The organism is Sphingomonas sp. LY54, assembly GCF_035594035.1.
GTDB lineage: Bacteria > Pseudomonadota > Alphaproteobacteria > Sphingomonadales > Sphingomonadaceae > Allosphingosinicella.
In genome coordinates this window covers 1,759,649-1,784,348 of record NZ_CP141588.1, presented here as the reverse complement: position 1 = coordinate 1,784,348, position 24,700 = coordinate 1,759,649, and the positions used below count along the sequence as shown (strand labels likewise).

27 protein-coding genes are annotated in these 24,700 nt (G+C 67.5%); 16 read left to right on the top strand and 11 right to left on the bottom strand.

Annotated features, from left to right (window positions below):
• Positions 1-67: 67 nt before the first annotated feature.
• The 3 genes from fliP to SH591_RS09035 are packed head-to-tail and all read right to left on the bottom strand — an operon-like array spanning position 68 to position 1,550.
• A complete protein-coding gene (gene fliP, locus SH591_RS09045) occupies positions 68-799 on the bottom strand; it encodes a flagellar type III secretion system pore protein FliP (RefSeq protein WP_324748849.1) in 732 nt (243 codons plus the stop codon).
• Positions 792-1,313, bottom strand: coding sequence for a flagellar biosynthetic protein FliO (locus tag SH591_RS09040; RefSeq protein WP_324748848.1), 522 nt, complete (start codon positions 1,311-1,313; stop codon positions 792-794). Before SH591_RS09040 ends, fliP begins: the two co-directional genes overlap by 8 nt.
• Positions 1,314-1,550 (bottom strand): FliM/FliN family flagellar motor C-terminal domain-containing protein, encoded by a 237-nt coding sequence (locus SH591_RS09035; RefSeq protein ID WP_322831178.1) that lies wholly within the window; start codon positions 1,548-1,550, stop codon positions 1,314-1,316.
• A 125-nt stretch (positions 1,551-1,675) separates the two neighbouring features.
• Here SH591_RS09035 and flgC point away from each other — a divergent pair, with 125 nt between their 5' ends.
• From flgC to SH591_RS09000, 7 genes are all read left to right on the top strand, one after another.
• The gene (gene flgC, locus SH591_RS09030) at positions 1,676-2,083 is read left to right on the top strand and encodes a flagellar basal body rod protein FlgC (RefSeq protein WP_324748847.1); all 408 of its coding nucleotides are present in this window, start codon (positions 1,676-1,678) and stop codon (positions 2,081-2,083) included.
• A 12-nt stretch (positions 2,084-2,095) separates the two neighbouring features.
• A complete protein-coding gene (gene fliE, locus SH591_RS09025; protein WP_324748846.1) occupies positions 2,096-2,437 on the top strand; it encodes a flagellar hook-basal body complex protein FliE in 342 nt (113 codons plus the stop codon).
• A gap of 2 nt (positions 2,438-2,439) precedes the next feature.
• Positions 2,440-2,703 carry a flagellar biosynthesis protein FliQ gene (gene fliQ / locus SH591_RS09020; protein WP_324748845.1) on the top strand — a complete coding sequence of 88 codons (264 nt, stop codon included), beginning with the start codon at positions 2,440-2,442 and terminating at the stop codon, positions 2,701-2,703.
• A 4-nt stretch (positions 2,704-2,707) separates the two neighbouring features.
• Positions 2,708-3,460 carry a flagellar biosynthetic protein FliR gene (gene fliR / locus SH591_RS09015; protein ID WP_322831174.1) on the top strand — a complete coding sequence of 251 codons (753 nt, stop codon included), beginning with the start codon at positions 2,708-2,710 and terminating at the stop codon, positions 3,458-3,460.
• 3 nt (positions 3,461-3,463) lie between these two features.
• Positions 3,464-4,534 carry a flagellar biosynthesis protein FlhB gene (flhB, locus tag SH591_RS09010; RefSeq protein WP_324748844.1) on the top strand — a complete coding sequence of 357 codons (1,071 nt, stop codon included), beginning with the start codon at positions 3,464-3,466 and terminating at the stop codon, positions 4,532-4,534.
• A 223-nt stretch (positions 4,535-4,757) separates the two neighbouring features.
• Positions 4,758-6,617, top strand: a complete 1,860-nt coding sequence (locus SH591_RS09005) for a methyl-accepting chemotaxis protein (protein WP_324748843.1) — start codon at positions 4,758-4,760, stop codon at positions 6,615-6,617.
• 262 nt (positions 6,618-6,879) lie between these two features.
• On the top strand, positions 6,880-8,712 hold the full coding sequence (locus SH591_RS09000) for a methyl-accepting chemotaxis protein (RefSeq protein ID WP_324748842.1): 1,833 nt from the start codon (positions 6,880-6,882) through the stop codon (positions 8,710-8,712).
• 93 nt (positions 8,713-8,805) lie between these two features.
• Here the strand turns inward: SH591_RS09000 and SH591_RS08995 are convergent, their stop codons facing one another.
• Positions 8,806-9,204, bottom strand: a complete 399-nt coding sequence (locus SH591_RS08995) for a flagellar assembly protein FliX (protein WP_324748841.1) — start codon at positions 9,202-9,204, stop codon at positions 8,806-8,808.
• 84 nt (positions 9,205-9,288) lie between these two features.
• On the opposite strand from SH591_RS08995, the gene SH591_RS08990 reads away from it, so the two are divergent.
• The 3 genes from SH591_RS08990 to SH591_RS08980 are packed head-to-tail and all read left to right on the top strand — an operon-like array spanning position 9,289 to position 11,115.
• Positions 9,289-10,392 (top strand): flagellar basal body P-ring protein FlgI, encoded by a 1,104-nt coding sequence (locus tag SH591_RS08990; RefSeq protein WP_324748840.1) that lies wholly within the window; start codon positions 9,289-9,291, stop codon positions 10,390-10,392.
• The gene (locus tag SH591_RS08985) at positions 10,392-10,703 is read left to right on the top strand and encodes a rod-binding protein (protein WP_324748839.1); all 312 of its coding nucleotides are present in this window, start codon (positions 10,392-10,394) and stop codon (positions 10,701-10,703) included. The genes SH591_RS08990 and SH591_RS08985 overlap by 1 nt, the downstream gene beginning before the upstream one ends.
• Entirely contained in the window at positions 10,693-11,115 is a 423-nt protein-coding gene (locus SH591_RS08980; protein ID WP_324748838.1) for a flagellar biosynthesis protein FlgN, read from the top strand. The genes SH591_RS08985 and SH591_RS08980 overlap by 11 nt, the downstream gene beginning before the upstream one ends.
• Here SH591_RS08980 and SH591_RS08975 read toward each other — a convergent pair.
• Positions 11,109-11,408, bottom strand: coding sequence for a GlsB/YeaQ/YmgE family stress response membrane protein (locus SH591_RS08975; RefSeq protein ID WP_324748837.1), 300 nt, complete (start codon positions 11,406-11,408; stop codon positions 11,109-11,111). The two genes, SH591_RS08980 and SH591_RS08975, sit on opposite strands and share 7 nt — an antisense overlap.
• 138 nt (positions 11,409-11,546) lie before the next feature.
• Here SH591_RS08975 and SH591_RS08970 point away from each other — a divergent pair, with 138 nt between their 5' ends.
• Positions 11,547-12,494, top strand: coding sequence for a peptidylprolyl isomerase (locus SH591_RS08970; RefSeq protein WP_324748836.1), 948 nt, complete (start codon positions 11,547-11,549; stop codon positions 12,492-12,494).
• Here SH591_RS08970 and SH591_RS08965 read toward each other — a convergent pair.
• From SH591_RS08965 to acnA, 3 genes are all read right to left on the bottom strand, one after another.
• Entirely contained in the window at positions 12,491-12,967 is a 477-nt protein-coding gene (locus SH591_RS08965; protein WP_324748835.1) for a retropepsin-like aspartic protease family protein, read from the bottom strand. The two genes, SH591_RS08970 and SH591_RS08965, sit on opposite strands and share 4 nt — an antisense overlap.
• A 147-nt stretch (positions 12,968-13,114) precedes the next feature.
• Positions 13,115-13,384, bottom strand: a complete 270-nt coding sequence (locus SH591_RS08960) for a hypothetical protein (RefSeq protein ID WP_322831164.1) — start codon at positions 13,382-13,384, stop codon at positions 13,115-13,117.
• Between the two features lie 262 nt (positions 13,385-13,646).
• On the bottom strand, positions 13,647-16,334 hold the full coding sequence (acnA, locus tag SH591_RS08955) for an aconitate hydratase AcnA (protein ID WP_324748834.1): 2,688 nt from the start codon (positions 16,332-16,334) through the stop codon (positions 13,647-13,649).
• Positions 16,335-16,559: 225 nt separating this feature from the next.
• Here acnA and SH591_RS08950 point away from each other — a divergent pair, with 225 nt between their 5' ends.
• Complete coding sequence (locus tag SH591_RS08950; RefSeq protein ID WP_324748833.1) at positions 16,560-18,020, top strand: CYTH and CHAD domain-containing protein; 1,461 nt, start codon at positions 16,560-16,562, stop codon at positions 18,018-18,020.
• Between the two features lie 128 nt (positions 18,021-18,148).
• Here SH591_RS08950 and SH591_RS08945 read toward each other — a convergent pair whose 3' ends face one another.
• From SH591_RS08945 to SH591_RS08935, 3 genes are all read right to left on the bottom strand, one after another.
• The gene (locus SH591_RS08945) at positions 18,149-19,669 is read right to left on the bottom strand and encodes a fumarate hydratase (protein WP_324748832.1); all 1,521 of its coding nucleotides are present in this window, start codon (positions 19,667-19,669) and stop codon (positions 18,149-18,151) included.
• An 85-nt stretch (positions 19,670-19,754) separates the two neighbouring features.
• A complete protein-coding gene (locus SH591_RS08940) occupies positions 19,755-20,414 on the bottom strand; it encodes a glutathione S-transferase family protein (protein WP_473964746.1) in 660 nt (219 codons plus the stop codon).
• 29 nt (positions 20,415-20,443) lie between these two features.
• Positions 20,444-21,124: an HAD family hydrolase gene (locus SH591_RS08935; protein ID WP_324748830.1), complete on the bottom strand. Its 681-nt coding sequence runs from the start codon at positions 21,122-21,124 to the stop codon at positions 20,444-20,446.
• A 98-nt stretch (positions 21,125-21,222) separates the two neighbouring features.
• Between SH591_RS08935 and SH591_RS08930 the strand changes: the two genes are divergently transcribed.
• Genes SH591_RS08930 through SH591_RS08915 form a run of 4 tightly spaced genes read left to right on the top strand, consistent with a single transcriptional unit; the run spans position 21,223 to position 24,675 of the window.
• Positions 21,223-22,332, top strand: coding sequence for an ABC transporter permease (locus tag SH591_RS08930; protein WP_322831158.1), 1,110 nt, complete (start codon positions 21,223-21,225; stop codon positions 22,330-22,332).
• Positions 22,329-23,129 (top strand): ABC transporter ATP-binding protein, encoded by an 801-nt coding sequence (locus SH591_RS08925; protein WP_324748829.1) that lies wholly within the window; start codon positions 22,329-22,331, stop codon positions 23,127-23,129. Before SH591_RS08930 ends, SH591_RS08925 begins: the two co-directional genes overlap by 4 nt.
• The gene (locus SH591_RS08920; RefSeq protein ID WP_322831156.1) at positions 23,129-24,094 is read left to right on the top strand and encodes an MlaD family protein; all 966 of its coding nucleotides are present in this window, start codon (positions 23,129-23,131) and stop codon (positions 24,092-24,094) included. The genes SH591_RS08925 and SH591_RS08920 overlap by 1 nt, the downstream gene beginning before the upstream one ends.
• Positions 24,091-24,675 carry an ABC-type transport auxiliary lipoprotein family protein gene (locus SH591_RS08915; RefSeq protein ID WP_324748828.1) on the top strand — a complete coding sequence of 195 codons (585 nt, stop codon included), beginning with the start codon at positions 24,091-24,093 and terminating at the stop codon, positions 24,673-24,675. Before SH591_RS08920 ends, SH591_RS08915 begins: the two co-directional genes overlap by 4 nt.
• The last annotated feature ends 25 nt before the right edge of the window (positions 24,676-24,700 follow it).

Genomic DNA, 24,700 nt, shown 5'->3' with positions numbered 1-24,700 from the left:
AACAAAAAAAGCCGCGCCCCGATCATCCGGGACGCGGCCTATTTCTTGTCCGCACTGGGCCGGCCCGTCAGCCCGGGCCGCCGAAGCTGCGGACCAGCGAGCCGGCGACCAGGGCCCAGCCGTCGACCAGGACGAAGAAGATGATCTTCATCGGCAGCGAGATCGTAGCCGGGGGCAGCATCATCATGCCCATCGCCATCAGCACCGCCGCCACCGCGAGGTCGATGACCAGGAAAGGGAGGAGCAAAAGGAAGCCGATCTCGAACGCGCGGCGCAGCTCGGAGATCATGAAGGCCGGCATCAAAGTGGTGAGCGGCATGTCGGCGCGCGACGGCGCCGGCTTGCCCGACAGCTCGACGAACAGGCGGACGTCCTCGGGCCGGACATGCTTCAGCATGAAGGCCTTGAACGGCGCGGACGTGCGCTCGAACGCCTGGGTCTCGTTGATCCGGCCCTCATTGTACGGGGTGACGCCCTGCTTCCACGCCGTGTCCATGGTCGGCGCCATCACGAAGAAGGAGAGGAAGAGGGCAAGGCTGATGATCACCGGATTGGGCGGCACGCCGGGCGCGCCGATGCCGGTACGGAGCAGCGACAGGGCGACGACGATGCGGGTGAACGAGGTCACCGTCATCAGGATGCCGGGCGCGAGGCTGAGCACGGTCAGCATCAGCACGAGCTGGATGGCGCGGCCCGAGAGCGAGCCGTCGCCGAGATTGACGTTGGCGCTCTGCGCGAAGGCGACGGCCGGGGTGGCGACCGCGAGCGCGAGCAGGCCGTAGCGGGCGAGCTTACGCATGGGTGGAGACCTTGGCGGAAGCCTTGGGATCAACGACCTTGAGCTTGGCCGGCGCGCGGCGCGGCGCGGGCGGCGGCGGCAGCTTGGCCCGGGCGCGCGTGGCGCGGGCCTGCTTGACCTTGCCGGCGACGATCTCGGCCTTGCCGCGGACCTTGCCGAGCACTTCCTGGAAGGTGGCGAAATCCTGAGCGACGGTGCGCGCCTCTTCGCCGGCGGCAGCCTCGACGGCGGCGGCGATCTCTTCGGGTGCGCGGACGATATTGCTCTCGATCACGACGTGGCCCTCGGGCGCGATCAGCAGCAGATGCTCGACGCCGTCGCGGCGGATGAGCGCCACCGAGCGGCGCGCGTCGATCGCGCTGCGCTCGACCACGGCCACGCGGCGGCGGGCGTCGACGGCGACGCGGCCGGGCAGCTTGATGTCGTAGCGGCGCACGAGCCAGAGCGCGCCGGCGAGCATGCCGAGCACGGTGCCGAGCGCGCCCAAAGTGCGCAGGAGGGCGAGAAGGTCCACTTAGCCGGCCTTCTTCTTCACGATCTCGGTGATCTCGAGCGACATCTGGTCGCCCGCGACCAGCACCTTGCCTTCGGCGACGAGCTGGTTGTTCACATAGACGCGGGTCGGCTCGTCATGGCTCTGGCCGAGCGGGATCATGGCGCCGCGGCTCATCTTCAATATCTGGCGGATCGGCAACTGGGCCGAACCCAGCACGATCTCCAGGTCAACCTTGATTTCCTCGACAGCGGACATGAGGCCGTTCTCCTTTGACCAACTTATAGGATTAATTTTTGAGGGTCTTTCGGGCCGCTAGGAAAAATTTGCCTATAAGATCGGAAGACGGCGCGCAGGCGCCCCGCCATTCGAACGGAGACGTCATGGATCTGAAGGACAGCGTCGCAGTGTCGACCTCCGGGCTTCGCGCCCAGTCGCTGCGGATGCGCGTGATCGCGGAGAATCTCGCCAACGCGGACAGCGTCGCGACGACTCCCGGCGGCCAGCCCTATCGGCGCAAGGTCACCACCTTCCAGGCCGAAGTCGACCGCGCGAACGGCGCCGAGGGCGTCAAGATCACCGGCATCGAAGGCGACAAGAGCGCTTTCCAGCGCGTCTACCAGCCGGGCAATCCGGCCGCGGACGCCGCCGGCTATGTGCTGAAGCCCAACGTCAACAGCCTCGTCGAAGCGGCCGACATGAAGGCGGCGCAGCGCGCCTACGAAGCCAATCTCAATGCGCTGGAGGCGGCCAAGAGCCTGACCATGCGCACCATCGACCTTCTGAAATAAAGGATTAGAGCAATGTCCATTGGAGCGCTCGACGCGACCTCGGCCTATGGCCGCATCTCCGGCGGCGGCAAGGCCGGCGGCATTGGCGGGATCGGCGGCGGGATCGGCGGCGGCGAAGAGGCCGGCGCGGTTTCCGGCGGCGGCTTCGGCGGCCTGATCGAGACGATGGTGACCGACGCCGCCGGATCGATGCGCGCCGCCGAGGCGGCCAGCGCCAAGCAGGTCGCCGGCAAGGGCGACCTCGTCGACGTCGTCACCGCGATCGGCGCCGCCGAAATGGCGCTCGACACCGTCGTCGCCGTCCGCGACCGCGTCGTGAACGCCTATTCCGACATCATGCGCATGCAAATCTGACGATGGATCCGGCGGACGTCATGGAACTGGCCAAGGCCGCGATGTGGGTGATGCTCACCGTCGCCGGCCCGATGCTGTTCGCATCGCTGATCGTCGGCGTGGCGATCGGCCTGTTCCAGGCGTTGACCCAGATCCAGGAGATGACGCTGACCTTCGTGCCCAAATTGCTGGTGCTGGGCGTCGTCCTCTTGCTCTCGCTGCCGATGATCGGAGCGTCGCTTTCCAACTTCATGGGCGTCCTCGCCGACCGGATCATAGCGGGCTGAGGCCATGCTCGGCTTTCCGCTCGAGGCGACGACCTTCCTGATCCTGTTCTGCCGCGTCGGCGCGGTGCTGATGCTGCTGCCCGTATTCTCCGAAGAAGCGGTTCCGGTCCGCATCCGGCTGCTGATCGCGCTCGGCATGTCGGCCGCCTTGTGGGGCATCGTCTCGCCCAAGGTCGGGCCCGCGGTGGCGAGCGACGCGGCGCTGCCTGGCCTGATCATCGCCGAGACTTTGGTCGGGCTGGCGATGGGCATGATCGTCCGCATCATGTTCCAGGCCGCCGCGATGGCGGGATCGATCGTCAGCATCCAGATCGGCCTCTCCGCCGCCATGCTGTTCGACCCCGGCCAGGGCGGGCACGCCGCCGCGCTCGGCAAGTTCGTCAGCGTCGCCGCCGCTCTGGTGTGCATGGGCATCGGCGTCCACCATCTCTGGATCGCCTCGATCGTCCAGTCCTACGGCCTGTTCCCGGTCGGCGGGCTGCCGCCCGGCGAGGACTTCGCCCGGCTCGCAGTCGAGGTCACCGGCCAGTCGATGGCGCTGGCGCTGAGCCTCGCCGCGCCCCTGCTCGTCTACGGCATCGTCTTCAACGTCGCCTTGGGCCTTACCGCGCGCATGGCGCCGGCGATCCAGGTCTTCTTCATCGCCCAGCCGCTCAACATCATGCTCGGCATCGCGCTGTTCGCGATCGTGATCGGCACCATGCTCTCCACCTTCGCCCAGGCGATGGCGGAGTGGATGCAGACGACCTGGGCCTGACCGATGTCCGAAGCGCCCGACAAGGACCAGAAGACCCAGGAGCCGACCGACAAGAAGCTCGAGGATGCGCGGCTGAAGGGCGACGTGCCGATCTCCTCGGAGATGAAGCACGCCATGATGTTCGTCGGCGCGATCATCGTCGCCGGCGGGCTGGGGGCGATGACGCTTTCCGGCCTCGGCGCGGTCCTGGTCCGGATATGGGGCGGGGCGGAGGATTTCCGCATGGACCCGGACGGCGCGCAGGGCCTCGTCACCGGCATTGCCGGCGAGACGGCGTTCGCGATGGCGCCGATCCTGGGCCTGCTCACCGGCTTCGCCCTGCTGACCCTGTTCGTGCAGGGACGGCCGACCCTGGCCTGGTCGCGGGTGAAGCCGAAATGGTCGAAGCTCAACCCGGTCTCCGGGCTCGGCCGCCTGTTCGGAGTCCGGGCGCTGGTCGAGTTCGGCAAGACCCTGCTCAAATTCGCGGCGGTGATCATCGTTGCCTCGGTCGTCGTCTGGCCCAAGATGATCGGGCTCGACCAGCTGATCGGCTCGGGCGCCGGGCGGATCGGCGACGTCGCGCTGGAACTGGTGTTCGTCATGCTGAAGGCGGTGGCGATCCTGGTCGGGGCGATCGCCCTGTTCGATTTCGTCTACCAGCGCCGGTCCTTCTTCAAGCGGATGCGGATGACGCTCCAGGAAGTGAAGGACGAGCACAAGCAGAGCGAGGGCGACCCCAAGATCAAGGCCAAGATCCGCCAGATCGGCATCAAGCGCTCGCGCCAGCGGATGATGCAGGCGGTGCCGACCGCGAGCGTGATCGTCACCAACCCGACCCATTATGCGGTCGCGCTCAAATATGAGCATGGCGACATGGCCGCGCCCGTGGTGGTGGCCAAGGGCGTCGACCTGGTCGCGCTCAAGATCCGCGAGATCGCGACGGCCAACAAGGTGCCGGTGGTCGAGAGCCCGCCGCTGGCGCGCGCGCTCTACGCGTCGGTCGAGATCGACCATCCGATTCCGGCCGAACATTATAAGGCCGTGGCCGAGATCATCGGCTTCGTGATGCGGCTCGCCAAACGCAAGGGCTAAGGGCGGGGGGCAATAATCGTCGCCAACACTAGGCGCGCCGCAACAAGAGACCCGGTGGCGTCCTCGTAACTCTACTGCAGTGCCATTACTGGTCCGCCGAAGCGGCTCATTTCCCTTCCTATAGAGCACAAAGGGGGCCGCGCAGCGCCGGCCTGGGGTTGCGTGCAGCGGCCTCGTCAAGATCGAGGCGGACACGAGCCGCTGGCAAGGAAAGCAAGTCAAAATGGGATTTCTGAGGAACGCGAAGATCTCGGTGAAGATCGTCGCCGTGCTGCTGCTGCTGGGCGTCATCAGCCTCGGCGGGGCTTTTTACGGCAGCAACACGCTGAAGAGCGTCAATAGCGAATATGGCGAGCTGGTCCACGACAAGCTGCCGACTACGACCCAAATCGTGCGCGCAAACCGCGCCACCACTCAGATCGCTTATGCGGCATACCGCGCCATGGCCTATGACGGCGCCAGCGCCGAGGCGCAACAAAGCGTCAAGGACGCCGACGGCGCTTATGACCAGGCCAAGAAAGCGATCGAATCGTCCATCGAGAAGCAGCCGGCGATCACGGCCGATATGCGCAAGCTCGACGATCTCCTCGAAAAGGTTCGAGCGAATGCACTGAAGGCCATCGAGTTCGGGCTCCAGAATAACGACCTCGACGCGCGGACCACACTCGTCGCCGTCGACGCCGACGCTCAGGCATTTTCGGAGTTTAGCCTGGTCGTCAACGACAAGCTGATCAAGGAGAGCAAGGACGAAGCGGAGACGCTGACGGCCGACAGCTCGGCAACCGCGGTCGCCATGCTCGTGGTCAGCCTGATCGGCATCGGCCTGGGCATCGGTCTCGGCGTCATCGTCGCCCGCGTCGGCATCACCGGCCCGCTCGCCGGGCTGCAGGACATGATGGGTCGCCTTGCCGGCGGCGAGACCAAGCTCGACGTGCCCGGCATCGACCGCGGCGACGAAGTGGGCACGATGGCCAAGGCCGTACTGGTCTTCCGCGACAATGCCGTCGCGATGGAGAAGGCGGCCGTCATCAAGGCCAAGGCCGATGCCGAGCAGAAGCATGTCGTCGAGGAAGTCGGCGCGGGCCTCGGCAAGCTCGCCGCGGGCGACCTCACCGCCGAGCTGCAGGGCTTCCCGGCCGATTACGCAAAGCTCCAGAGCGACTTCAATGCCGCGGTCGGCGAGCTGCGCACGGCGATGTCCGCGATCGCCCGCGCCACCGCCAACATCCATGGCGGTTCGGGCGAGATCAGCCAGGCCTCGGACGATTTGTCGCGCCGCACCGAGCAGCAGGCCGCCTCGCTCGAGGAGACGGCGGCAGCGATGACCGAGATCACCGCGACCGTGCAGAACAGCGCGATCGGCGCCGGCGAGGCCAACAAGCTCGTCCAGTCGACCCAGGCCGACGCGCAGCAAAGCAGCAAGGTCGTGGCCGCCGCGGTGAGCGCGATGGGCGAGATCGAGAAGAGCTCGCAGCAGATCACGCGGATCATCACGGTCATCGAGAAGATCGCGTTCCAGACCAATTTGCTCGCGCTCAATGCGAGCGTGGAGGCCGCGCATGCCGGCGAAGCGGGCCGCGCGTTCGCGGTCGTCGCCAACGAGGTCCGCGCCCTGGCGCAGCGTTCGGCCGACGCCGCGCAGGAGATCGGGCAGCTGATCTCGACCAGCAGCGCCCAGGTCGACAGCGGCGTCAAGCTGGTCGGCGACGCCGGCAGCGCGCTCGAGCGGATCATCGGCTCGGTCGATGAAGTGAGCACGCTCATCTCGCAGATCGCCATGGCCGCCGACCAGCAATCGTCGGCGCTGGCGCAGGTCAACACCGCAGTCACCGAAATGGACAAGGTCACGCAGCAGAATGCGGCTATGGTCGAGGAAAGCACGGCCGCCGCGCGCAGCCTTGCCGACGAAGCCACTGGCCTCAGCAGCCTGGTCGGCCGCTTCCAGACCGGCCAGCAGTCGATCGCGCCGGTCGCCTTGCCGGTGCGGGCCAGGCCGGCGCCGCGCCCTGTCGCGCGCGGCAACACGGCGTTGAAGCTCCAGTCCAACCTCGCCGAGGCGGTGGACGACTGGAACGAATTCTGATCGGATTGGCCTTGATGGCAAGAGGCGGGGGGCGAGCGATCGCTCCCCGCTTTTTTTGTGCCCGCGGCGCGCCTTAAAGGAAAATACTGCAGGGTTTTGCGCACCCCGGCCGGCTCCATCCTATAATTCAAGCGAAGTAACCATCTGGCGCGGGGCGGAATATCGCCTGCGCGCCAGGACCTCTGACGATGATCGCCATCGAAGCGCCGCGTCCGAAGTCCCGATGGGGACTGTCGCACCACGCTCAGATGGAGCCGAGCCCATGACGCTTCGTACCAAACTCCTGTCGGCCATCCTGTTCCTGACCGTCGCCATGGTGACGATCTCGGCCGCCGCTTTCTATTCGTCCAACCAGAGCGGCGATGCGCTGTCGGGCCTGCTCGGCAACCGCGTGAAGCCGCTGCAGAGCCTGAAGGAGGTCGCCGACCTCTATAATGAAGGCATCGTCAACGCCGGCCACCGCGTCCGCAACGACAATATCAGCATGGCCGAAGGCGCCACCATGGTCCGCGAGAGCCGCCAGGCTATCGACGGCCATTGGAAGGCCTATCGCGCCACCGAGCCGGAGGGCGAAGAAGCGGCGCTGGCGGCCGAGACCGAGCGTCTGATGACCCGCGCCGCCAAGGACGTCGAAATCCTCCAGGGCATCATGGAGCGCGGCGACCGCGCCGGGCTGGACGGCTGGGAGACGGAAACCTACGAGGCCGTCGCCCCGATCTCCGAAGTGATCGACAAGCTGGTCGAGATGCAGATCCAGATCGCCAGCGCCGACACCGACGCCGCGATCAAGAACGCCCAGTTCATGTTCGTCCTGATGCTGGTGCTGGCCGCGGCCGGCCTCGCCGCTGCGTTCGCTACCTTCATGGTCGTGACCCGCGGCGTCGTGCGCCCGATCAAGGGTCTGGGCGCGACGATCCACGGCCTGGCGCGCGAGAATAGCGACGCCGCCGTCCCGCACACCGAGCAGAAGGACGAGATCGGCGACATCGCCCGCGCGGTCGACGCCTTCCGCGGCTCGGTCGTCGATAAGGAGCGCCAGCGCGCCGCCGAGGCGGCCGCGATCCAGGAGCGGGTCACCACCGCGCTGGCCGACGGCCTGTCGGCTTTGGCCGGGGGCGACCTCACCTACAATCTCGACGTCGCCTTCCCGCCCGAATTCCAGAAGCTCAAGGACGATTTCAACGCCGCCGTCGCCGAACTCGGCTCGGCGATGGGAGCGATCGCCCGCGCCACCGCCAACATCCACGGCGGTTCGGGCGAGATCAGCCAGGCTTCGGACGACCTCTCGCGCCGCACCGAGCAGCAGGCCGCTTCGCTCGAGGAAACGGCTGCGGCGATGACCGAGATCACGGCGACCGTGCAGAGCAGCGCGATCGGCGCCGGCGAGGCCAACAAGCTGGTCGCGGCCACCCAGGCCGATGCCCAGCAGAGCAGCAAGGTCGTGTCGGCGGCCGTCGAAGCGATGGCCGGCATCGAGAAGAGTTCGCAGCAAATCTCCCAGATCATCACGGTGATCGAGAAGATCGCGTTCCAGACCAATCTGCTCGCGCTCAATGCGAGCGTGGAAGCGGCGCATGCCGGCGAAGCCGGGCGCGCGTTCGCGGTCGTCGCCAACGAAGTGCGGGCCCTTGCCCAGCGTTCGGCCGATGCCGCGCAGGAGATCGGTCAGCTGATCTCGACCAGCACGGAGCAGGTCGACAGCGGCGTCAAGCTGGTCGGCGACGCCGGCAATGCGCTGGAGCGGATCATCGGCTCGGTCGACGAGATCAGCGTGCTGGTGTCGCAGATTGCGATGGCCGCCGACCAGCAGAGCTCGGCGCTGGCGCAGGTCAACACTGCGGTGACCGAAATGGACAAGGTCACGCAGCAGAATGCGGCGATGGTCGAGGAAAGCACCGCCGCGGCGCGCAGCCTCTCCGACGAGGCGACGGGGCTCAGCAATCTGGTCGGCCGCTTCCAGACCGGCCAGGAGATTGCTCCGGTTCGCGCAGCGGCACGGCCCCGGCCGGCGCCGCGCCCGGTCTCGCGCGGCAATGTCGCGCTGAAGCTCCAGTCCAACCTCGCCGAGGCGGTGGACGACTGGAACGAATTCTGATCGGTTGACTCAAGCAAAAGGCCGGCGGCGTCGCGAGACTCCGCCGGCCTTTCTGCGTCCGGAAGGAGCGGCGCGGCCGGCGCGCCGAAAGGATCAGTCGTCGCGTTCCTGCTTAGCGAGTTCGATCAGGGCGCGCAGCTCGATGTCGCTGACCAAGCGGGCGAGCTCGGGATCGGCCGGCGGCGCTACGCCGCGCGACCAGGCCGCGACGGCGCGGAGCTTGTCGACGGTGGGACGGCCCTCCGCCATGTCCCGATCGAGCTGCTCGAGGGCGTCGAGGCCGCGTTCGGCCTGCTCGGCCATGCGGCGGCGGCGCTCGACCTCGTCGTCGGCGGCGGCAAGCGCCACCAGCATCGAGACCGAGGTCGCCGGCTGGACCGGATTGCCGGCCGGGCGGGCCGGGGCTTCCCCCGAGACGGTGAACACGCCCGACTTGGACCGGGTCGCCGACAGGTCGCGCGGCTGAATGGGCGGAACGCCGGAGATGCGCACGGAATTCTCCTGTCGACTTCGGGAAAGTGTTCCCTCCTTATCCTATAAGAAGAAGGCTGCCACTTTTCCACCAGCCGGGTGATTATGCGCTCTTCCCATCTCCTCTCCGCCTGCCTGTTCGCGTTCGCCGCCTGGACCCTGCCTGCGGCCGCGGAGGCGGCGCCCCGGATCAAGGACATCGTCGACGTCGAGAACGTCCGCGCCAACCAATTGGTCGGCTACGGCCTCGTCGTCGGCCTCGCCGGCACCGGCGACCGCATCCGAAACGCGCCGTTCACCGAGGAATCGATGAAGGGCATGCTCGAGCGGATGGGCGTCAGCGTCGAAGGCACGCAGATGCGCACCGAGAACGTCGCCGCGGTGTCGGTCACCGCGACCATGCCGCCGTTCGCGCGCGCCGGATCGCAGATCGACGTCCAGGTCTCGGCGATCGGCGACGCCAAGAGCCTGCAGGGCGGCACGTTGATCGTGTCGACTTTGCGCGCGCTTGACGGCGAGATCTATGCGGTCGCGCAGGGCCCGGTCGCCGTGTCCGGATTCCGGGCGCAAGGCGCCGGCGCGAGCGTCACGCGCGGCGTCACCACTTCCGGCCGCATCGCCGGCGGTGCGATCATCGAGCGCGAGGTGCCGTTCGCCTTCAATTCGGCGTCGAGCCTGAAGCTGGCGCTCAAGAACCCCGATTTCACCACCGCGCGCCGGATCGCCGATACGATCAACCGCGAGGTGCCCGGCGCGGCGGAAGTCCTCGATCCCGCGACCGTCCAGATCACGCCGCGCAACGGATCGGTGGTCGAACTGATGTCGGCGGTCGAAAATCTGGAAGTGAAGGTCGACCAGCCGGCGCGGATCGTCATCAACGAGGCCTCGGGCACCGTGGTGATGGGCAAGGACGTGCGCATCAGCCCGGTCGCGATCGCCCAGGGCGGCCTGACGATCAGCGTCTCGGAGACGCCGGTCGCATCGCAGCCGGCGCCGCTCTCCGACGGCCAGACCGTGGTTCTGCCGCGCACCGCGATCGAGGTCGACGACGGCGGCGGCGCTTCGCTCGCGATGGTCGGTGGCGGCTCCTCGCTGAGTTCGCTGGTGAGCGGCCTCAACGCGCTCGGAGTCAGCCCGCGCAACCTCATCACCATCCTGCAGGCGCTCAAGACCGCCGGCGCTCTCCAGGCCGAGATCGAGGTCCAGTGATGAACGATATCGCCCAGGCGCCGCTCGCGGCGCCGCAGCCGTCGCGTCCGCCGGTGCCGCAGCGCGAGAGCGCCGCGCAGGCGACCGCGCGCGAGTTCGAAGCCGTGTTCCTCGGCCAGATGGCCAAGATCATGATGGAGACGGTCGAGATCGGCGACCAATTTTCGGGCGGCCACGGCGAGGAAATGTTCCGCGGCGTGCTCGCGGAGAAACTGGGCGCGGAGATGGCCCGTGCCGGCGGCGTCGGCATCGCTCCCGCCGTCATGGAGCAGATCATCAAGATGCAGGGAGGAAATGGCAATGGTCAGTGAGCTCGTCGACACGATCCAGTCGCTGATCGCGATCATGCGCGAGGAAACGGAAGCGCTGGAAACGCGCGGCCGCGCACCGGAGCTCGCCGAACTCGCCGTTGCCAAGGCGCGGCTGGTCGGCATCCTCGAAGCCCGGTCGGCCGAATTCACCCGTGCGAACCCGGAATGGGTCGAGACGCTCGACCCCGAAGCGAAGGACGCCCTTCTTGCCGCCTTGGCCGAGCTCAAGGAAGTCTCCGAGCCCAATGCGCGCGTGCTCTCTCGCCATATCGAATTGTCGCTGGAGATGATGGCGGCGGTCGCGGCCGAGGCCAAAAGGCTGAACGGCACGCGCCACGCGATTTATGGCGCGGGCGGCGCCGTCCAGCGCAAGGAACTGGCGACGCCGATCTCGATCAACTCGCGTTACTGATCGCCGGGGACGTCGCGTCCTCTGCGCATGCGTCGGCGGCGGAACAAAGCGACGATCGTGAGCAGGGCGATCGCGCCCAGGAAGGCGACAACCAGGCTCATCGGATCGAAGCGGTTCTCCAGCAGGTTGCCGCCGCCCATCACCGGGCCGAGCACGAAGCCGCCGAGGAAGGCGCCGAGCAGGCCGACGACGACGTTGAATACCTTGGCCTGCTGCCGATCGGTCCGCATGACGACGCTGGCGATCCAGCCCATGATCCCGCCGACCGCCAGAGCAAGCAACAGATTGAGCATAAATTCTCCGCGTCGTGCGCCCCATAACGTCCAAGCCTAGCGGCTTTGCCGGACGCGGTGAAGCGGCAGAGGCGCGCGGCATCTGGCCCGCGCCCAAGGCAGCCGCTATGCCTTGCCGAAAAGGACGGGGAGCAAGGCATGCGTAGATTGATGGCCGTTTCACTGCTCGGGCTGCTGGCGGCCTGCAACCAGGCGACTGGGCAGGCGGCCGATCCCGACGCCTCCGCGCGCTACACATTCTGGCGGCCCGCCCCGGTCGAGGGCGCGACCGAGCCTGCCGACGTGCTGAAGGGCGCTCCCGCCGAGGCCTGGCGCGCGGTCAATCCGGAGAATCTGCTGATCCTCGACCTCGCCGACGGCGGCCGCGTCGCGATCGAACTGGCGGCCGATTTCGCGCCGGTCCATGTCGCGAACATCCGCGCTTTCGCCCGTGCCGGCTATTGGAACGGCTCGGCCGTCTACCGCGTCCAGGACAATTATGTCGCGCAATGGGGCGTCAACGAAAGCGACAAGCCGCTGCCGCAGGGCGTGACCGCTAAGCCGCCGGCCGAATATGAGCGCCTGCTCGAGGGCATGGACGTGCGGCCGCTGGGCTTTCCCGACAGCTATGCGCCGATGGTGGGTCACGCCGGAAGCTGGCCGGTCGCCTACGATCCCGAGGACGGCAAAGCCTGGCTCACCCATTGCTATGCGATGGTCGGCGCCGGTCGCGAACTCTCGCCCGACACCGGCACCGGCGGGGAGCTCTACGCCGTCATCGGCCATGCCCCGCGCCACCTCGACCGCAACATCGCGACGGTCGGCCGCGTGATCGACGGCATCGACCGCCTCTCGGCCCGTCCGCGCGGCACCGAGGCGCTGGGCTTCTACAAGGACCGTGCGCAGGACGTCCGCATCGCGCGCGTGATGCTCGCGGCCGACATGCCGGCCGCCGCGCGGCCGAACTACGAGGTGCTGCGATCGGATCACGACGCGTTCGGCGCCTACGTCACCGGCCGCGCCAATCGCGGCGGCGACTTCTTCGACCGGCCGGCGGGCGGCGTGGATATCTGCAATGCGCCGGTGCCGGTGCGACGGAAGCCCTAGCGCAGCACCATTTCGTCGCCGCGGATCGTGACCGTGCCGATGCGGGCGAGGAAGCTCTGGCCCATCAGCGACACGGGCAATTGGTCCTCGGCGACCATCGCCGGGACGTTGTCGGCGCTGAGCGGGCCCAGCGCCACGCGGCCGAGCGTCGTCGGCATCAGTCGGACCGTTCCGCCCGCGCCCCTGCCGATGGCGGTGAAATCGCCCGCTGCGACGCCGGCGCGCTGGGCGTCTGTGCGGGTGAGGACGAGGCCGCTCGCGCCGGTGTCGACCAGCAGGCGCAGGCGTGCGCCGTTGACCTGGGCGTCGGCGTAGAAATGACCGTCGGGCGCGCGGCGCAACGTCGTCGCGGCTGCGCCGTTGCCGATCGGCGTCGGTTGGGGAGCAGCCGCGAATTCCTCCGCAGCGGCCTCGGGCGGCGGCTCCGCGCGCGGGGAGAACAGCGCACCTGCCGCCAGTATCGCGACACTCATGATCCAGAAGCCATGGCCTGCCATGCCGGCGAGGTTAAAGGGTCTGGTCTAAGAGAGGGTTAAGGTGCGCGCGCCAGCCGGTCTGAGAGGGGGGACTAAGGCTGGCGCGCGCGTGCGGCCTCGGCCGCAACTGAAGGAGAAACCGCCTCAGGCGGCATAGGCATGTTCGGCACGGCCGTAGACGGGCCTGCGAATGGTCCGCACGATCTGGCCGCCCGCAACCAGGGGAGCGTTCTCAAGCGGAAGCGCAGTCGTGCAGAAGGCGCATTCGGCCATCGTGCGGCCGATATACCAATGGGTGTGCCCGCAGCCGGGGCAATGGTTGGTCTCATGCTCGCGATACACGATATGGTACCCACGCAGACTCGCCTGGGGGATAACGCAACCGCCGCGGGCTTCCAGAATACTCGTCGCCATGAGTGGCTCCTTGTCAAACAACTTGGAGGCTCAACGTGCGATGTTTCGGAACGGTTTCATGGCTTTGGGATGAACGGGCGCCGCGCGCATTGACCGCTTACCTTGGGCGGCACCCTGTTAACTGCGCAAAGCCGCGGCGACGGCCCGTTTTGGCCACGCGACGAACCGAAAAGCCACAGCGCCGAAAATATTTTGTTAACTTCTGTTTTGGCCCGGAACGGGACTGCGCGACCCTGCCGAGGCAGGGCCGCGCAGGTCCGGATCAGGCTGCGGCGAGGTTGCGCAGCACGTAGTGAAGGATGCCGCCGGCGCGGAAATATTCGAGCTCGTTCAGCGTATCGATGCGACAGCGCGTCTTGAAGCTGAAGCTCGAACCGTCGGCGCGGGTGACATGCACCTCGACATCCTGGCGCGGCTGCAGCGCGGCGACGCCGGTGATCGTGAAGGTCTCGTCGCCCTTGAGAGCGAGGCTCTCGCGGCTCTCGCCGTCGACGAACTGGAGCGGAACGACGCCCATGCCGACGAGGTTGGAGCGGTGGATGCGCTCGTAGCTCTCGGCGATGACGGCGCGGACGCCGAGCAGGTTGGTGCCCTTGGCCGCCCAGTCGCGCGACGAGCCGGTGCCATATTCCTTGCCGGCGAGGACAACGAGCGGCGTGCCGGCCTGCTTGTAGAGCATCGCCGCGTCATAGATCGCCATCACTTCGCCGGTGGGGACGTGCTTCGTGACGCCGCCCTCGATGCCGGGGGTCATGGCGTTCTTGATGCGAATGTTGGCGAAGGTGCCGCGCATCATGACCTCGTGGTTGCCGCGGCGCGCGCCGTAGCTGTTGAAGTCGGCGCGGGCGACCTGATGCTCGGTCAGATACTTGCCGGCCGGGCTGTCGAGCTTGATCGCGCCGGCGGGCGAGATGTGATCGGTGGTGATGGAATCGCCGAAGATGGCGAGCGGACGGGCGCCGACGATGTCGTCGATGCCGGCCGCGGTCATCGACATGCCTTCGAAATAAGGCGGATTGGCGATGTAGGTCGACGAGGGCGACCAGGCGTAGGTGTCGCCGCCGGTGACGTCGATCGCGCGCCACTGCTCGTCGCCCTTGTAGACGTCGGCATAGCGGGTGCGGAACATGTCCGCGTTGACGTGGGCGTCGATCATCTGCTGGATTTCAAGATTGGTCGGCCAGATGTCGCGCAGATAAACGTCCGAACCGTCCGTGGCCTGGCCGATCGGCGCGTTGACCAGATCCTCGGTGACCGTGCCCTTCAGCGCATAAGCGACGACGAGCGGCGGCGAGGCGAGGTAGTTGGCGCGCACGTCCGGCGAGACGCGGCCCTCGAAGTTGCGGTTGCCCGAGAGGACCGAGGCGGCGACGAGGTCGTTGGCGTGGATCGCCTTGGAGACCGGCTCGGGCAGCGGGCCCGAATTGCCGATGCAGGTGGTGCAGCCATAGCCGACCAGATCGAAGCCCAGGGCGTCGAGATCCTCGGTAAGGCCGGCCTTGGTGAGATAGTCGGTGACGACCTGGCTGCCCGGGGCGAGCGAGGTCTTGACCCAGGGCTTGCTGGTCAGGCCCTTCGCGCGCGCCTTGCGGGCGACGAGGCCGGCGGCGACCAGCACCGACGGGTTGGACGTGTTGGTGCAGGACGTGATCGCGGCGATGACGACGTCGCCATTGGCGAGGCCGGCGTCGCTGCCCTCGACCGGGACGCGCTCGCCGATGCCGCCCGATTTGCCATATTCCTTCTGGAGGTTGGCGATGAATTCCTCGTCGATGTCGGCGAGCAGCACCTTGTCCTGGGGCCGCTTCGGGCCGGCGAGCGAGGCCTGGACGGTGCCCATGTCGAGCGTCAGCGTGTCGGTGAAGACTGGCTCGGGCGCGGCCGGATCGAGCCACAGGCCCTGTTCGCGGGCATAGGCCTCGACCAGGGCGACCTGCTCGTCCGATCGGCCGGTGAGGCGGAGATAGTCGAGCGTCTTGCCGTCGATGCCGAAGAAGCCGCAGGTCGCGCCATATTCGGGCGCCATGTTGGCGATCGTCGCGCGGTCGGCGAGGCTGAGCGCGGCGACGCCGGGGCCGTAAAATTCGACGAAGCGGCCGACGACGCCCTTCTTGCGCAGCAACTGGGTGACGGTGAGGACGAGATCGGTGGCGGTGATGCCCTCGGCGAGCGCGCCGGTGAGGTGGAAGCCGACCACTTCGGGGATCAGCATGGAGACGGGCTGGCCGAGCATCGCGGCTTCGGCCTCGATACCGCCGACGCCCCAGCCGAGCACGCCCAAACCGTTGACCATGGTCGTGTGGCTATCGGTGCCGACCAAAGTGTCCGGGTAGGCGACTTCGGTGCCCGACGCGTCCTGCGACGACCAGACGGCGCGGGCGATATTCTCGAGATTGACCTGGTGGCAGATGCCGGTGCCCGGCGGCACGACCTTGAAATTATCGAACGCGGTCGCACCCCATTTCAGGAACTGGTAGCGCTCGATGTTGCGCTGATATTCGAGCGCGACGTTCTTCTCGAACGCGCGGGCATTGCCGAACTCGTCGACCATGACCGAGTGGTCGATGACGAGGTGGACCGGAACCTGCGGGTTGATCTTCTCCGGATTGCCGCCGAGCGCCTTCATCGCGTCGCGCATCGCGGCGAGATCGACGACCGCGGGCACGCCGGTGAAGTCCTGCATCAGCACGCGCGCCGGGCGATACTGGATTTCGCGGACCGAGCTGCGCGTCTGCTGCCAGTCGACCAAAGCCTGGATGTCCTCGCGCAGCACGGTCTTGCCGTCCTCGAAGCGCAGCAGGTTCTCGAGCAGCACCTTCATCGACATCGGCAGCCGCGAGACGTCGCCGAGCGCCGCGGCCGCCTTCTTCAGCGAATAATAAGCGTAGCTCTTGCCGCCGACCTGGAGGGTGGAGCGGGTGTTGAGACTGTTGTTGCCGATGGCGGTCATAATGTCCTCGTCGCGAAGTGAGACTTCGCGCCGGGCGGAGTCCGGCGCGGCGGTTGCGCGCGCTCTAGCAAGCCGGAGGCGGCGGGGGAAGGGTGGGGCTCCACGATGCTGCCTGCAGTCCCGAATGTCTCGCGATTTGAAGTTGGTCGCAAATGGAGCCCGATTTGGCGGCCGCTGCGGGGAGGGTTACAGGGGTGCCGCCCGAGTCGGCCGAGCGAGGAGCGCATGCGCGAGGATCAGGAGGTCGAGCTCAAGCTCGAGGTCGACGCGGACGCGGCCGAGGCGCTGGCGCGCCATCCGGCGCTGGCCGGGCGGGCGCGCCGCAGCCTGCGCCAAGTTTCGACCTACTACGACACCGGCAAAGCGGCCTTGCGCAAAGCCGGTTACTCGCTGCGGGTGCGGGCGGCCGAGGGTCGGTTCGTCCAGACGGTTAAGCAGGACGCGGCCGGGTCGGCGGGCCTGTTCGACCGGCCGGAATGGGAGCGGGACATCGAAGGCCCAGGGTTGGACCAGGCCGCGCTCGCCGAGACTCCGCTCGCCGGGCTGCTCAAGCCCAAGCTGCGCGCGTCATTGGCGCCGGTCACCGTGTCCGACGTCGAGCGGACGATCTGGCTGCTGGAATGGCAAGGCGCGGAGATCGAACTGATCCTCGACCACGGCTCAATCCGCGGCGACACGCGCGAGAAGCCGCTGGACGAGATCGAACTGGAGCTGAAGCGGGGCGAGGCGGCCGCCCTGTTCGATCTTGCGCGCGCCCTCGCCCGCGACCTGCCGCTGCGCATCGGCGTGCTCAGCAAATCCGAGCGCGGCTTCGCGCTCGCCGACGGCCGCCTCGGCAAGGTCGCCAAAGCGGGCCCGGTTCGGGTCGATCCCGAAGCCGACGCGGGCGCCGGCTTTGCGGCGATCGCCCATGCCTGCCTCAAGCATTTCCGATTGAACGAGGACCTGGTGGCGAAGCGGGACCCGGCGGCGCTGCACCAGGCGCGGGTGGCGATCCGAAGGCTGCGCGCGGCCTTCTCGCTGTTCGGACCCGTCGTTCGCGACGACGAAGGCGCGCGCCTGCGCGAGGAATTGCGGTGGTTCGCGGGCCAGCTCGGCGACGCCCGCAATCTCGATGTTTTCCTCGGCCGGAACGATCTTCATGCGGAGTGGAGGCCAAAGCTCGAGGCGGCGCGCGAGGAGGCCTATGATCGCGTGCTCGCCGCGCTCGGGTCGCAGCGGCTGCGCATGCTGCTGCTCGACCTGGTGGCGTGGCTTGCCATCGGCGCGTGGCGGCAGGAGCCGCCGGCGCGCCAGCCGCTCCGCACCTTCGCCCTCGACCGGCTCGACCGGCGCTGGCGCAAGGTCCGCAAGGCGGGCGGCCAGCTGCGGCAAGTGGACGAAGAGGCGCGCCACCGCTTCCGCATTGACGTCAAGAAACTGCGCTATGCGGTCGAATTCCTGGAGGGACTCGACACGGACAAGGCGAAGGCCAAGCCGCGCAAGGCCTTTCTCGGCGCGCTCGAGGCGATCCAGGAGCATCTCGGCGCGCTCAACGACGCCGCCACGGCGCGCATCCTGCTCGAAGGGCTCGATCTGGAGATTCCGACGGACGGGAGCGGCGCCAAGGCCGAGAGGCGCCACCTTGCCGCGGCGTCCAAGGCCTTCGACAAACTGCGTGCGGTAGGACACTTCTGGCGCGAATAGAGAAAGGGCGCCGCGAACATAGTCGCGACGCCCTATGGGGGGACTTGGCACTCTCTGCACCGGTATAAACGTGGCGATGCGCCTCCCGTTCAGCGTCTCGCCGCTTGCACGGCTCGGCCGGCCGCAGTTCAGGCGGTTTCGAGCGCCTTCATCTTCGCGATCTTGTCGCGCCAGACGAGCGGGGCGAGGTGGTGGACGCTCTCGCCATTGGCGTCGACCGCGACCGTGACCGGCATGTCCTGGACCTCGAATTCGTAGATCGCTTCCATGCCGAGATCCTCGAAGCCAACCACTTTCGAGCCCTTGATGGCGCGGGCGACAAGATAGGCCGCGCCGCCGACCGCCATCAGGTAAGCGGACTTGTGGTCGCGGATCGCCTCGATCGCCATGGGGCCGCGCTCGGCCTTGCCGACCATCGCGAGCAGGCCGTTCTCGAGCATCATGCGGGTGAACTTGTCCATGCGGGTGGCGGTGGTGGGACCGGCCGGGCCGACCACTTCCTCGCCGACCGGATCGACCGGGCCGACATAATAAATGACGCGGCCCTTGAACTCGACCGGCAGCGCCTCGCCGCGGTCGAGCATGTCCTTGATGCGCTTGTGGGCGGCGTCGCGCCCGGTCAGCATCTTGCCGTTGAGCAACAGCCGGTCGCCATGCTTCCAGCTCTGGACGATCTCGGGCGTGAGGGCGTCGAGATCGACCCGGATCGCTTCCTTCGACGGCGTCCAGTTGACGTCGGGCCAGTCGGCGAGGTTCGGCGTCTCGAGGTAGGCGGGGCCCGAGCCGTCCAACGTGAAATGGGCGTGACGGGTGGCGGCGCAATTGGGGATCATCGCCACCGGCTTCGACGCCGCATGGGTCGGCCAATCGAGGATCTTGACGTCGAGGATCGTGGAGAGGCCGCCGAGACCCTGCGCGCCGATGCCGAGCGCGTTCACCTTCTCGAACAACTCGATGCGCAGTTCCTCGATCTTGCTCTGCGGCCCACGCGCCTTCAGCTGCGCCATGTCGATCGCGCCCATCAGGCTTTCCTTGGCGAGCAGCATCGCCTTCTCGGCGGTGCCGCCGATGCCGATGCCGAGCATGCCGGGCGGGCACCAGCCGGCGCCCATCTGCGGCACCATCTCGAGCACCCAGTCGACGATCGAGTCGGACGGGTTCAGCATCTTGAACTTGGTCTTGTTTTCCGAGCCGCCGCCCTTGGCTGCGACGTCGATCGAGACCGTGCTCCCCGGCACCATCTCGACATGCATCACCGACGGCGTGTTGTCCTTCGTGTTGACGCGGCCGAAGGCGGGATCGGCGAGGATCGAGGCGCGCAGCGGGTTTTCGGGGTGGCGGTAGGCGCGGCGCACGCCCTCGTCGATCACCTCCTGCAGGCTGCGCGCGCTCTCCAACCGGCAATCCTGTCCCCATTTGACGAACACGGTGACGATGCCGGTGTCCTGGCAGATCGGCCGGTGCCCTTCGGCGCACATCCGGCTGTTGGTGAGGATCTGGGCGATCGCGTCCTTGGCCGCGGGCGACTGCTCGGCCTGATAGGCATCGCCGAGCGCGCGGATATAGTCCATCGGATGGTAGTAGGAGATGTACTGGAGGGCGTCGGCGACGCTCTCGATGAGGTCCGCCTCGCGGATGATCGTGGTCATTGTGCCTCGGGCCTTGAGAATGTTGGCCGCGGTCTAGGGGCTTTGCGCGGCCATTCCAACAGCGTCATTGCGCGATGCGGGGCCCTTAGTCGTAGCCGGCCGGCCAGTCGAGGGGGAAGAAGGGGCGGTAGGGGCGGGCTTCGTCGACGGCGCGGGCGAAGGCGGGGCGCTCGCGCAGGCGGGCGAAGTAAGCCGCCAGGTTGGCGTGGTCGCCGAACGGGACCAGCATGCCGCTGTAGAAGAGCGCCGGCGCGGCGGCGCAGTCGGCGAGGGTGAAGGCGTCGCCCGCGGCCCAGGTCCGCGCACCGATCTCCTTGTCGAGGAAGGCATAGGCCTTGGCGAGCAGGTCGCGGGCGCGATCGACGCCATAGGGATCGCGCGCATCCTCGGGCCGGAGGCTGTCGCCGACGATCGTCTGCAGCGGCGTCATCACATAATTGTCGAACACGCGGTCGAAGGTGCGGGCCAGCAGAGCGAGGTTGCGGTCCTCCGGGATCATCGGTGGCGGGCCGACATGGCGCAGGTCCAGATATTCGATGATCGAGGTGGATTCCGGCACGGTAAGGCCGCTCTCTTCGTCGCGCAGGACGGGGAATTTGGCGAACGGCCAGACCGATACCAGTTCGGCGCGCGCGGCAGGGTCGCCGAGATCGATCAGGCGCGGTTCGAACGGCACGGCGCGTTCGTAGAGCGCGATCAGCACCTTCTGACAGTAAGAGGAGAAGGGGTGATAATAGAGCGTCAGCGTCATTCCCGTTCCCCTCATGCGTCGCTTCAGGTCCTGCTCCAGTCGAGCACTTCCCAGCCCTCCACCTTGGCCAGCTTGACCAGCCGGTCGTGGGCATTGGTGGCAACCGGCTCGTCCGACCAGTGATGGACGACCGAATCCGAAATATGATCCGAATAGAAGCGGATGTGGACCGCCTCGCGGGTCAGCCCCTCGCGCTCCAGCCAGGCCTGGATCATCGCGAGCTTGGCGTCGCCATAGCAATTGCTGCCCTCGATGCGCGCGACGACGCGCCCGGCCGTGTCGCGCTGGGTTTCGGTGGCGATCACGTCGCGTATGCCGAGGCGCTCGGCGATCGCGGCGGCGTAGAGGCGGTAGGAGGCCGTGGCCATGACGATGCGGCGGCCGGCGGCGCGGTCCGCCTCCAGGCTGGCGCGGGCGCCGGGCAGGATGTTGGTCGCGACCTGGCGGTCGGCGAAGCTCTGGATGACCGGCTCGAGCCGCGTCGGATCCAGCGCGCCGCCGATCAGGAGCTGGTAGTTGACCTCCTTCAATTCGCCGCGATCGAGCATTTTGGCGACATAGGCCAGCATCGCCAGCCCGACGAGCGGGAGGAAGACGAGCCGCCAGGGCGCGAGCCGGAGCGCGGCGTGGATCAGGAACGGCGTGTAGGTCGCCCGCTTCGTGATCGTCCGGTCCATGTCGTAAATGGCAAGCGCGCTCTTCATTTCACTCCCTTCGATGGAACCCGGCAAGCACAGGATCGTAGCCCTTGTCCATCCCCGGCGCTTGCCGGACCCTCCAAATTGAAGCATCCTGCTGCCGCATGAGTTCTGCCGCCGATTTCAGCCTGGCCGATGACGGCGACAGAAAGGTGCTCCGCTTCAGCGGAAACCTGACGCTCGCCTGCATCGGCGACCTGCCCGAACGGCTCAACGCCGTGCCCGGCGACGGCCTGGTGCTCGACCTCACGGCCGTGCCGCGGATGGACACGGTGGGCGCCTGGCTTGTTCATCGAATGGCCCGTGACCATCAGGCCGATGTGATCGGCGTCGATGAGGACGAAGCCAAGCTGCTCGAGCAGGTGTCGCAGTCCGACCAGCCGGTGAAGGTGCGGCCGGACCGGACGCCGCCGCTGTACCGCGTCCTCGGCGAGGTCGGCGATGCCACCGCGGAGGCGGGACGCACCCTGCTCGGGCTGCTCGGTTTCTTCGGCGCATTGATGATCTCGTTCTGGACCGTGATCACGCACCCGCGCCGCTTCCGGCTCAACGCCGTCGTCCAGCAATTCGAGGTGGTCGGCGTCCATTCGCTTGGCATCGTCGGCCTGATGAGCTTCCTGGTCGGCATCGTCATCGCCCAGCAGGGCGCGGTCCAGCTCCGCCAGTTCGGCGCCGAAGTGTTCACGATCAACCTGATCGGCCGCATGTCGGTGAAGGAGCTGGGCGTGCTGATGACGGCGATCATGGTCGCCGGCCGCTCGGGCTCGGCCTTTGCCGCGCAGATCGGATCGATGAAGCTCGCGGAGGAAGTGGACGCCATGCGCACCATCGGCGTCTCGCCGATGGAGGCGCTGGTGCTGCCGCGGGTGCTCGCCACGGTGCTGCTGATGCCTTTGCTCGGCTTCTACGCGGCTCTGATCTCGATCATCGGCGGCGGCATCTTCAGCTTCGTCGCGCTCGACATTCCGCCCGTCACCTTCGTCCAGCGCATCCGCGAGGTCGTGCCGATGACGGACCTCTGGGGCGCGCTGATCAAGGCGCCGGTGTTCGGCCTCATCATCGCTATGGCCGGCTGCTTCCAGGGCCTGCAGGTCAAGGGCAATGCCGAGGAAGTGGGCCTGCGCACCACCGCCGCGGTCGTGCAGGGCATCTTCCTGGTGATCGTGCTCGACGCCTTCTTCGCCGTCTTCTTCACGGAGATCGGCTGGGTATGAGCGAGAATATCATCGAGGTGCGGGGCCTGAAGAACGCCTTCGGCGAGCAGGTGGTCCACGAGGATCTGGACCTGGACGTGCGCCGCGGCGAGATATTGGGCGTGGTCGGCGGATCGGGCACCGGCAAATCGGTGCTGATGCGCTCGATCATCGGGCTGCAGCAGCCGGTCGCCGGCGAGGTCCACGTCTTTGGGGAGCCTACGCTCGACCGCGACGAGGCCGACCTGCAGGGCATTCGCAAGCGCTGGGGGATCCTGTTCCAGGGCGCCGCCTTGTTCTCGACGCTGACCGTGGCCGAGAACGTGCAGGTGCCGCTGCGCGAATTCTATCCCAAGCTCGGCGCCGACCTGCTCGACGAGATCGCCGCCTTCAAGATCGTGATGAGCGGGCTCGCGCCTGAGGCGGGGCCCAAATTCCCGGCCGAGCTGTCCGGCGGCATGAAGAAGCGCGCCGGCATCGCGCGGGCGCTGGCGATGGATCCCGAGCTTCTGTTCCTCGACGAACCGACCGCCGGCCTCGATCCGATCGGCGCGGCGGCGTTCGACGAATTGATCCGCGAGCTGCAATCGGCGCTCGGACTCACCGTCTTCCTCATCACCCACGATCTCGATACGCTCTACGCGATCTGCGACCGCGTCGCGGTGCTCGCCGACCGAAAGGTGATCGCGGTCGGAACGATTCCGGAACTATTGGCTTTGGACCACGAATGGATACAAGAATATTTCCGGGGGCCGCGCGGACGCGCAGCCCAGACCGCGACGGCCGCGGCATCGCGGGTGGGGAGCGCTGAAGGCTGATGGAAACGCGGTCCAACCATATCCTCGTCGGCGGCGTCGTGCTCGCCATGGTCGTCGCCCTGCTCGGCTTCATCATCTGGCTCAGCCAGGTGTCGGGCGAGAGCAAGAACGAATATGACATCTTCTTCAAGCAGGCCGTCGACGGGCTCGCCAAAGGCTCGGCGGTGACCTTCAACGGCGTCCCCGTCGGTCAGATCGAATCGATCAATCTCGAGCCCAAGAGCCCGGAATTCGTCCGCGTCCGCATCACGGCGCGCGACGACACGCCGATCCTGCAGGGCACGACCGCCACGATCCAGGGTGTCGGCTTCACCGGCGTCTCGCAGATCCAGCTCGATCCGGCGCCGGCCGGATCGCCGCCTCTCGCCTGCCCCGAAGAGAATCTCGAGAGCACGTGTCCCTATGGCGTGCCGGTGATCCCGACCAAGCCGGGCGCGCTCGGCCAATTGCTCAACAGCGCGCCCGAATTGCTCGAGCGCGTCTCGACCCTGACCGAACGGCTGACCGAGCTGGTCTCCGACCGCAACCAAGCGTCGATCGCCGGCATCCTCGACAATATGGAGAAGATCAGCGGCTCGATCGCCGAGCGCAGCCCCGAGATCGCGGCGACGCTCGCCGACGCCCGCATCGCCATCCGCCAAGCCGGCAACGCCGCCGAGGAATTCGGCCGCCTCGCCGAAACCACGGACGGCTTGCTCAACGACGACGCCAAGCCGTTGGTCAACGACCTTCGCAAGACGGTGCAGGCGGCGGAGACGAGCATGCGCAACCTCGACGCCGCGATCAACGACGCGCGCCCGGGCATCCAGGCCTTCTCCAAGCAGACTCTGCCCGAGGTCGGCCAATTGGTGCGGGATTTGAGGGCGACGTCGCAATCGCTGCGCGCGGTCAGCGAAAAGGTCGAGCAGGGCGGCGCGGGCGCGCTGATCGGCGGGTCGAAACTTCCGGATTACGAGCCGAAATGATGAAACAGACCAGAATCCTTCCCGCCCTCGGGCTCGTGCTCGCTTTGTCGGGCTGCTTCAGCTTCGGCGGCAAGGTGCCCGATTCGCTGCTGCGCCTCAGCCCTTCGGAAACGGTCCCCGCAACAGCGACCCGCAACGTCGCCGCCAGCGAGGCGGTGACGGTGGTGGTGCCGACGACGCCGCAGGAGCTGCGGACGACGCGGGTGCCGGTGCGCAGCGGCGGCACGGTCGCCTATCTGAAGGACGCGCAATGGGTCGAGGCGCCCGGCGCCCTGTTCGGCCGGCTGGTGTCGGACGTGATCGCCGCGCGCACCGGCCGCGTCGTGCTCGATCCGATGCAGTTCACCTTCGATCCCGGCGTGCGCCTCACCGGGCAGTTGCGCAGCTTCGGCCTCGACGCGACCACCAACGAGGCGGTGGTCGTCTATGACGCCGCCGTGGCGCGCGGCGCCAACCGGGTCGAAAGCCGCCGCTTCGAAGCGCGCGTGCCCGTCGCTGCAATCGACGTCGCCAGCGCCGGCCCCGCAATCAACCAAGCCGCCAACCAGGTCGCCGCGCAAGTGGCCGACTGGATCGGCTGACGTCGTCCCGGCGCAGGCCGGGATG

What these genes read in the sequence shown, in the direction of transcription:
- fliP (WP_324748849.1), bottom strand. Translation starts at nt 799, where the DNA reads ATGCGTAAGCTCGCCCGCTACGGCCTGCTCGCGCTCGCGGTCGCCACC.
- SH591_RS09035 (WP_322831178.1), bottom strand. Translation starts at nt 1,550, where the DNA reads ATGTCCGCTGTCGAGGAAATCAAGGTTGACCTGGAGATCGTGCTGGGT.
- flgC (WP_324748847.1), top strand. Translation starts at nt 1,676, where the DNA reads ATGGATCTGAAGGACAGCGTCGCAGTGTCGACCTCCGGGCTTCGCGCC.
- fliE (WP_324748846.1), top strand. Translation starts at nt 2,096, where the DNA reads ATGTCCATTGGAGCGCTCGACGCGACCTCGGCCTATGGCCGCATCTCC.
- fliQ (WP_324748845.1), top strand. Translation starts at nt 2,440, where the DNA reads ATGGATCCGGCGGACGTCATGGAACTGGCCAAGGCCGCGATGTGGGTG.
- fliR (WP_322831174.1), top strand. Translation starts at nt 2,708, where the DNA reads ATGCTCGGCTTTCCGCTCGAGGCGACGACCTTCCTGATCCTGTTCTGC.
- flhB (WP_324748844.1), top strand. Translation starts at nt 3,464, where the DNA reads ATGTCCGAAGCGCCCGACAAGGACCAGAAGACCCAGGAGCCGACCGAC.
- SH591_RS09005 (WP_324748843.1), top strand. Translation starts at nt 4,758, where the DNA reads ATGGGATTTCTGAGGAACGCGAAGATCTCGGTGAAGATCGTCGCCGTG.
- SH591_RS09000 (WP_324748842.1), top strand. Translation starts at nt 6,880, where the DNA reads ATGACGCTTCGTACCAAACTCCTGTCGGCCATCCTGTTCCTGACCGTC.
- SH591_RS08990 (WP_324748840.1), top strand. Translation starts at nt 9,289, where the DNA reads ATGCGCTCTTCCCATCTCCTCTCCGCCTGCCTGTTCGCGTTCGCCGCC.
- SH591_RS08985 (WP_324748839.1), top strand. Translation starts at nt 10,392, where the DNA reads ATGAACGATATCGCCCAGGCGCCGCTCGCGGCGCCGCAGCCGTCGCGT.
- SH591_RS08980 (WP_324748838.1), top strand. Translation starts at nt 10,693, where the DNA reads ATGGTCAGTGAGCTCGTCGACACGATCCAGTCGCTGATCGCGATCATG.
- SH591_RS08975 (WP_324748837.1), bottom strand. Translation starts at nt 11,408, where the DNA reads ATGCTCAATCTGTTGCTTGCTCTGGCGGTCGGCGGGATCATGGGCTGG.
- SH591_RS08970 (WP_324748836.1), top strand. Translation starts at nt 11,547, where the DNA reads ATGCGTAGATTGATGGCCGTTTCACTGCTCGGGCTGCTGGCGGCCTGC.
- SH591_RS08965 (WP_324748835.1), bottom strand. Translation starts at nt 12,967, where the DNA reads ATGAGTGTCGCGATACTGGCGGCAGGTGCGCTGTTCTCCCCGCGCGCG.
- SH591_RS08960 (WP_322831164.1), bottom strand. Translation starts at nt 13,384, where the DNA reads ATGGCGACGAGTATTCTGGAAGCCCGCGGCGGTTGCGTTATCCCCCAG.
- acnA (WP_324748834.1), bottom strand. Translation starts at nt 16,334, where the DNA reads ATGACCGCCATCGGCAACAACAGTCTCAACACCCGCTCCACCCTCCAG.
- SH591_RS08950 (WP_324748833.1), top strand. Translation starts at nt 16,560, where the DNA reads ATGCGCGAGGATCAGGAGGTCGAGCTCAAGCTCGAGGTCGACGCGGAC.
- SH591_RS08945 (WP_324748832.1), bottom strand. Translation starts at nt 19,669, where the DNA reads ATGACCACGATCATCCGCGAGGCGGACCTCATCGAGAGCGTCGCCGAC.
- SH591_RS08935 (WP_324748830.1), bottom strand. Translation starts at nt 21,124, where the DNA reads ATGAAGAGCGCGCTTGCCATTTACGACATGGACCGGACGATCACGAAG.
- SH591_RS08930 (WP_322831158.1), top strand. Translation starts at nt 21,223, where the DNA reads ATGAGTTCTGCCGCCGATTTCAGCCTGGCCGATGACGGCGACAGAAAG.
- SH591_RS08925 (WP_324748829.1), top strand. Translation starts at nt 22,329, where the DNA reads ATGAGCGAGAATATCATCGAGGTGCGGGGCCTGAAGAACGCCTTCGGC.
- SH591_RS08920 (WP_322831156.1), top strand. Translation starts at nt 23,129, where the DNA reads ATGGAAACGCGGTCCAACCATATCCTCGTCGGCGGCGTCGTGCTCGCC.
- SH591_RS08915 (WP_324748828.1), top strand. Translation starts at nt 24,091, where the DNA reads ATGATGAAACAGACCAGAATCCTTCCCGCCCTCGGGCTCGTGCTCGCT.